Source organism: Nonomuraea fuscirosea (assembly GCF_003001935.1).
Lineage (GTDB): Bacteria > Actinomycetota > Actinomycetes > Streptosporangiales > Streptosporangiaceae > Nonomuraea > Nonomuraea fuscirosea.
Window position 1 is genome coordinate 161,278 of sequence record NZ_PVNG01000030.1, and the last position, 6,572, is coordinate 167,849.

A 6,572-nucleotide genomic window follows, 5' to 3' on the forward strand; every position below is an offset into this window, starting at 1 on the left:
GCTGCGGGCTCCCTCCGGTCAGACGGCAGGCGCCAGGTAGGGGACCTGCCGGGGGATCAGGACGGCGAGACTGCCCACGCCGCCGTCGCCGACCGGATCGGCGGGCTCTGTCAGCTCCGCCTCGTAGGGTCTGGCGGAGCTCACCTCCACCTCGTACCGCCAGATCTTGGCGGCCGAGGGGCCGAAGACGCGGCAACGGAACGACCCCGTCACCTCGATGTAGTCGCGGGGTTTGAGTGCGCGGACCACGGCGGCGGTCTCCGGGTTGAACGTGACGCACGGAACGCTGTCCGTGAGGGCGGCGCCGCGTCTGTGACGTCGGCGGCGCACGATGATGCGCCACTTCGACACGGTGTCGCCGCTCGGCAACGGGTGATCCTCGACCGGCGCTGACAGTCTCCCCACCAGCAAGACTTCGTTTCGATCCACGGTCGTCCTCCTATCGGTGCTCTGGTGAGGATCACTCTCTACGATGAGGGGACGCCGGAGCGGCCCGAACGCCGTTCTGGGGATAACGGCTGGACGATCAGGAGTGCCTGTGGACAACATCACCGCGCTTGGCGGCGACGTCTATGAGATCGACACCAGAATGGCTGGATATGCGGGCATCACGGCGGGCTACCTCATCCTGAGCGACCGGCCCTGCCTGGTGGAGACGGGCACCTCGACCTCGGCCCCCGTGGTGCGCGACGCGATCGCCTCACTGGGCGTCGGCCCCGACGACCTGGCCACCGTCGTCGTGACCCACATCCACCTCGACCACGCCGGCGGAGTGGGCGACATGGCCAGGTTCTTCCCGTCCGCGCAGGTCGTCGTACACGAGAAGGGCGCACGCCACCTCGCCGAGCCGTCCCGGCTCATGGCCAGCGCCCGCATGGTCTGGGGCGACAAGCTCGACACCCTCTTCGGCGAGCTGGCTCCCACCGAAGCCGAACGCATCCTCGCCCTCGGCGACACCGGCGCCATCGACCTGGGCAACGGGCGCACGCTGAGCAGCCACTACTCCCCCGGCCACGCCAAGCACCACGTCGGCCTCGTCGACTCCGCCACCGGCGACCTGTACGTCGGGGACGCGGCCGGCGTCTATCTGCCCGAAACCGGAGACCTGCGCCCCGCGACCCCTCCGCCGGACTTCGACCTGAAGACCGCGCTCGACTCGATCGCCCTGTTCGAGGCACTTGGGCCGCAGAGGTTACTGTTCAGCCACTACGGGCCGGTCGAGGCGGTTCAGGAGACGCTTGAACGGTCTGCGGAAGAGCTCCGGGTCTGGGTGGATCTCACGCAGCAGGCCCGGTCGGAGGGCCTGGACCTGGACCACGCCGTCGCCATGGTCAGGGACCGCACCAAGGAGCGCTACAGCGCGCTGACCGCCGATGAGGCCACGGCGGAGCAGTTCGAGCTGTTGAACGGCGCCGCGTCGAACGTCGCGGGGATCTTGCACTGGCTCGACCGCACCTCACCATGAGCCCACTTCGAGAACGCGAGGGCTAAGGCGAACGCGCGACGACATCACGACCGTAGTGATTCCATCGCGCCGCGACAGCGGATGCAGATCCTTTGGCCCCGGCTGACGGCCATGCCACCGCTGGGGGCCTCGGGTCATGCCGGCAGCCCGCCGTCATGCTCGGCGCCGCTGCCGCAGGCTTCGTCGGGTCAGTGTGCCGTCGCGATTCCGTCACGCCCGTTGGCATTCCATGCCACCGCCGTGAAAGCTGTCGTGTCGGCCCGTCGTCGCCAAGGCTGTCGCCGCATTTCGATCGCATCCGCATGCCGTCGCGATCTCGTCATCTCCGCAGATCCGGCCAGCAGCCACGCGGCCACTGCGGCGTCGGCCATCCGGCCTGCCCTCGCACCACGGCCGCCACCGCAGCTCGATCGCATCGACCTGCCATCGCCGTCACGCCCTCCGGCTGACGCCCCGCCGTGGGATCGTCGTCCAGCCGCCCTCACACCACGCCACCGCCGCAGCTCGACTGCCTCGCCTGCCATCGCCGTCACGCCACCCCGGCCGATAGCCACTCCAGTAAGCCGAATGCGTCAGGCTGCCGTCATAGTTCGACGCCTCCGTCTGAGTCGCGATTCCAGCGCGTTACATCCCGGCGGAAGGCGTAGGGTCACGTCCCGTCGAGTGGTGTAGAACCGGCCCTCATCGGTGCGGCGCCTTCAACGAAGGTGGCCATCGCGTGAGTCTCTGTGTGACAGCGCCAAGTAACACGCAGGGGAGAAACGACGCGATGGCCGTGGACCAGGCCGCCCTGTCAAATGGCCTTTCGGCACTGAAAGCTCCGAGGCGCGGGGACACCCCACGGCGATGGTGAGCGCCCATACGGTGGCTGGGCACGTCTGGCTTCAGGCCCATGGTCGTGCGCGCCCGTTCGGTCGCGCGTGTCTGTGCGATCGTCCGCCGATGCGGTCGTTCGCGCCTACGCGGTTGAGGCCACCCGTGCAGCACTCGGCCCACCGGCGACGTCAGCCGAGGCGAGCATCCAGGTCGTCCAGTTCGTCATCTCGAACGCGCGGTCGCTTCGCGCTCACCACACCGCATCTCTGCCACGGGCGGGCAGGAGCCACATCGCACGGCGACCCAAGGTCTCTGTTTCATCGGACGAATCCGCAGCTCACGAATGGGTTCCGCCCCGACGATCCACCGCCGAGCAGAGCCGGACGGACGATTTCCCATGGCTCACACGACACCGCCTCCCCCGGCAAATCCAGAGGAGGCGGTGTGTGGAGTATGAGTCAGTCGTTCTTGGGCTTGTCCGTGGACGCCTCGTTGGAGTCGTCGAGCACGTCGCCGAAGTTCGGCTCGATGAACGCCGGCGTGATCCCCGGCGGCTCGGTCGGCTCCGACGCCTTCTCCGCCTTGTCCTGTCGAGCCGTGTCAACCTCGGGCTCCTGACCGCGAGCAGGGTCAGCCTCCGGCCCCTGGTCAACGGGCTCCGCAGAGTCGTCAGGTACGGTTTGCGCCGCCTCAGGCTCTACGCCAGCCTGCTGTGCATCGGCACCGACCTCAGCAACGGTGGATCCACCCTGCACGACACCGGCCTGGTCCTCGACCGCCGGGGTCTGAGACTCGACCGGCTCGGCCTCGGACGCGGAGTCCTCGACCGCCGGTACGACGACGGAATCGTCCCGTTCCGGCGCTTCGTCCAGAACGTCACCAGACGCCAGAAGGTCGCCGGCCTCGGCGAGAGCAGCGGCGTCATCGACACCGTCCTCGTCGTCGTTTTCGTCCTCGTCCACCTCAGCCGAGACCTCAGAGACGTCGTCTCCGTCGAAGTCCTCGTCGAGGTCGTCCGAGTCGTCGGCCGCGCCGTCCAGCCCGGCCTCCTCGTCGTAGTCCTCCTCGACGTCCTCGATGACGGCCCCGGTCAGCTCCGCGTATCGCTCGGCCGCGTCCGTCTCGCCGTCCTCGTCGAACGCCATCGCGCGGCCGAACCACTCGGTGGCCGCCTCCTGGTGCCCGGCGTCGGCCAGCGCGTCCGCGTACGCGAAGGCCAGCCGCGCCGACCACGGCTTGGGCTGCGGGTCGCGCAGCTCGGGAAGGCGCTGCAGGGTGATCACGGCTGCGTCGTGCTGGCCGAGGTCCCGGCGGGCGCCGGACTCGACGATGGTCAGCTCGATGCGCCCGTCGCGGTCGAGACGCTCGGCCTCGGGCGAACGTACGAGGTCGATGGCCCGCTCGGGACGACCGAGACCGCGCTCGCAGTCGGCCATGACCGCCAGGTACGCCTCCGAACCCGTCATCCGCCTGGCCGCCCGCAGGTCGCTCAGCGCCTCCGAGAAGTGTCCGGCCCGGTAGGCGACGATGCCCGCTGCCTCCCGTACGACGCCGATGCGAGCCGCGAACCTGCGCGCCACCTTGGTGTGCTCGTGTGCCTGATCGGGATCGTCCTCTTCGAGCGCGCGCTCGGCGGCGACCAGGTGCCGGCCGACGAGGTCGGCCAGGTCGCCGGGGAGGGAACGCAGTTCCTCGAGGACTTCCTTGTCGAGCTCGTCGACGGTGATGTCGGGAGCCATCTCGGGCAGCTTCTCGCGCTGCGGAGCGGCCTCGCCGTCCCGGTCCGGCCGGCCGTACCGGGCCCGTGTACCGGAACGCTCATCACGGTCATCCCGCGAGAACGGCCTGGAGTCCCGCTGGTCCCTGTCCCGGTCACCGCCGAAACCGCCTTCGCGCCGGTCGCGGTAGCCACCCTCGCGCCGGTCGGAGTAGCCCTCGCGACGTCCGCCGTAGCCGCCCTCACGGCGCGGCCCGCGATCGTCACGGAAGCCACCTTCACGGCGAGGTCCGCGGTCCTGGTAACCACCCTCACGGCGAGGTCCACGATCCTGGAAGCCGCCGCCCTCGCGACGGGGTCCGCGATCCTGGAACCCACCCTCGCGCCGCGGTCCGCGATCGTCACGCCCACCGCCGGCACCACGAGGCCCGCGATCATCACGGAACCCGCCCTCACGACGCGGCCCGCGATCCTGGTAACCACCCTCACGGCGGGGTCCACGATCCTGGAACCCGCCGCCTTCACGACGAGGACCGTAACCACCCTCACGCCGATCACCGTAGCCACCCTCACGACGAGGACCACGATCATCCCTGTCCCGATAGGTACGACGTCCGTCGTCTTCGCGGCGCGGCCCACGGTCCTGGTAACCGCCGCCCTCGCGACGGGGTCCGCGATCCTGGAACCCACCCTCACGACGGGCGCCGTAACCGCCGCCTTCGCCGCGTGGGCCCCGGTCCCCACGGTCGTCACGGTAGCCGCCCTCACGGCGCGGCCCGCGATCGTCACGGAACCCGCCCTCACGGCGAGGTCCGCGGTCCTGGTAACCACCCTCACGGCGAGGTCCACGATCCTGGAAGCCGCCGCCCTCGCGACGGGGTCCGCGATCCTGGAACCCACCCTCGCGCCGCGGTCCGCGATCGTCACGCCCACCGCCGGCACCACGAGGCCCGCGATCATCACGGAACCCGCCCTCACGACGCGGCCCGCGATCCTGGTAACCACCCTCACGACGGGGTCCACGATCCTGGAACCCGCCCCCCTCGCGACGAGGACCGTAACCACCCTCACGCCGATCACCGTAGCCACCCTCACGACGAGGACCACGATCATCCCTGTCCCGATAGGTACGGCGATCGTCACCGCGAGGTCCGCGGTCATCACCGTCGCGCCGGGGGGCGCGGTTGTCGCGGTAGCCGCCCTCACGGCGCGGACCCCGGTCCTGATAGCCGCCTTCGCGGCGCGGCCCGCGATCATCCCGATCGCGGTACGTACGGCGCTCGTCGCCGTCACGGCGTGCCGGGCGGTCGTCCCTGGAGTCGTCCCGCCTGGGCCCTCTGTCGCCGCGGTTGTAGGACCGCGACCCTTCGCCGGAACGGAACGGACGGTCCCCGCCGGAGTCTCGCCCGCGGGAGCCGTAGCCGCCGCTCCTGTCACCTCCGCCCGAGCGCTTGTCCTCGTGCTCGCCGCCCCCGCGCTGTCCGCCGTCCGGTCCGTTATCTCTGTTCACTTCTGGTCCATTTCGTTGGCTCACCCAGCGGACTCTCAACGACGGTCCACCGTGGCTGGTCGCCGCCCACCCTGGGCCTTACGCGACGAAGGCCACCCGTGGGGGTGGCCCGGTGTGCCTCCAGCCTAGCAAGCCGTGGAACGTCCACGAGCCTGTCCAACCGGGATATCGACAATGCCCAAACCCGGACAAGCAAGACCGCGCTCCCATGCACCTCGCCGGCACGCAACAGCCGAGCCCTGCCTTCGATTTCCGCTCACTCCCCGAGCAATCCCGCCGACATCTGCCACTCGCCATATGACGGTCGGGAAACCCACCCATATGAACGGTCAACGCCAGCATCAGAGATATGTACGTCGACATCCGGCTTTTCATCATGGCCGGCATCCACGCATGAAGAGCTCAGCGTAGCTGCGGCTCGATAGGTCGTCTGACGCCGTTCGCGGCCGCTTGGCCGGCCGTCGATTGCCCAAGCCCCTCGACACAGCCGCCCCCAGGAGCGTCTAGGCAAGGCTGTTCCAAGGGCAGGGCTGGGCTTGGGCCGTCCCCAGGGAAGGGTCTGGGTGCGGATCTCTTCAAGGGCTGCCCCGAGGGGACGGTCTGGGAAGGGCCGTCCTTAGGGGATGTCGAGGCAGATCCGCCTGCCGATAAGTGAAGGGGCAGGTAAAGGAAGTTCAGGTGACCTATGCGTGCAGCGTCAGTGCGGGACCGTGATAATGATCACCTGGCCGCTGGTGTGGCGAAGGAGATGCTGCGACTCGTCGTCGCGCTCGCCTGGCCCTGCCGCTGGTGCCGGTGATCAGGTCACAGGAGCCGGCTGGGATCAGGGTCGCCACCTACGAGGTCCCAACAATCCATGTCGGAGAACTTGGGCGCGTCCTCCTTGTGACTCAGATGGAGGAGGCCAAAAAGGGTCCGGAAATGCAAGAAGAGGGCCCCGACGCTGTGAAGCGTCGGAACCCTCTCCATGAAAGATTGTCCGGCGGTGACCTACTCTCCCACACCCTCCCGAGTGCAGTACCATCGGCGCAGAGAAGCTTAACTTCCGGGTTCGGAATGTAACC

The 6,572-nt window shown here is 69.0% G+C and carries 4 protein-coding genes and 1 rRNA gene; 2 read left to right on the top strand and 3 right to left on the bottom strand.

The genetic code is table 11. The features are described 5' to 3' along the window. Positions 1-18 precede the first annotated feature (18 nt). On the bottom strand, positions 19-549 hold the full coding sequence (locus tag B0I32_RS49210) for a single-stranded DNA-binding protein (RefSeq protein WP_106251597.1): 531 nt from the start codon (positions 547-549) through the stop codon (positions 19-21). Between B0I32_RS49210 and B0I32_RS49215 the strand changes: the two genes are divergently transcribed. Beyond that, on the top strand, positions 539-1,465 hold the full coding sequence (locus B0I32_RS49215; protein WP_106251563.1) for an MBL fold metallo-hydrolase: 927 nt from the start codon (positions 539-541) through the stop codon (positions 1,463-1,465). The genes B0I32_RS49210 and B0I32_RS49215 overlap by 11 nt on opposite strands. Positions 1,466-2,739: 1,274 nt before the next feature. Here B0I32_RS49215 and B0I32_RS49220 read toward each other — a convergent pair. Next, on the bottom strand, positions 2,740-4,020 hold the full coding sequence (locus tag B0I32_RS49220) for a tetratricopeptide repeat protein (RefSeq protein WP_245956633.1): 1,281 nt from the start codon (positions 4,018-4,020) through the stop codon (positions 2,740-2,742). On the opposite strand from B0I32_RS49220, the gene B0I32_RS58410 reads away from it, so the two are divergent. Next, entirely contained in the window at positions 3,925-5,637 is a 1,713-nt protein-coding gene (locus B0I32_RS58410; protein ID WP_181308635.1) for a hypothetical protein, read from the top strand. The genes B0I32_RS49220 and B0I32_RS58410 overlap by 96 nt on opposite strands. 848 nt (positions 5,638-6,485) lie before the next feature. Here the strand turns inward: B0I32_RS58410 and rrf are convergent. Then, positions 6,486-6,572, bottom strand: a 5S ribosomal RNA gene (gene rrf, locus B0I32_RS49225); the annotation flags it as partial.

What these genes read in the sequence shown, in the direction of transcription:
- B0I32_RS49220 (WP_245956633.1), bottom strand. Translation starts at nt 4,020, where the DNA reads ATGGCTCCCGACATCACCGTCGACGAGCTCGACAAGGAAGTCCTCGAG.
- B0I32_RS49210 (WP_106251597.1), bottom strand. Translation starts at nt 549, where the DNA reads ATGTTGTCCACAGGCACTCCTGATCGTCCAGCCGTTATCCCCAGAACG.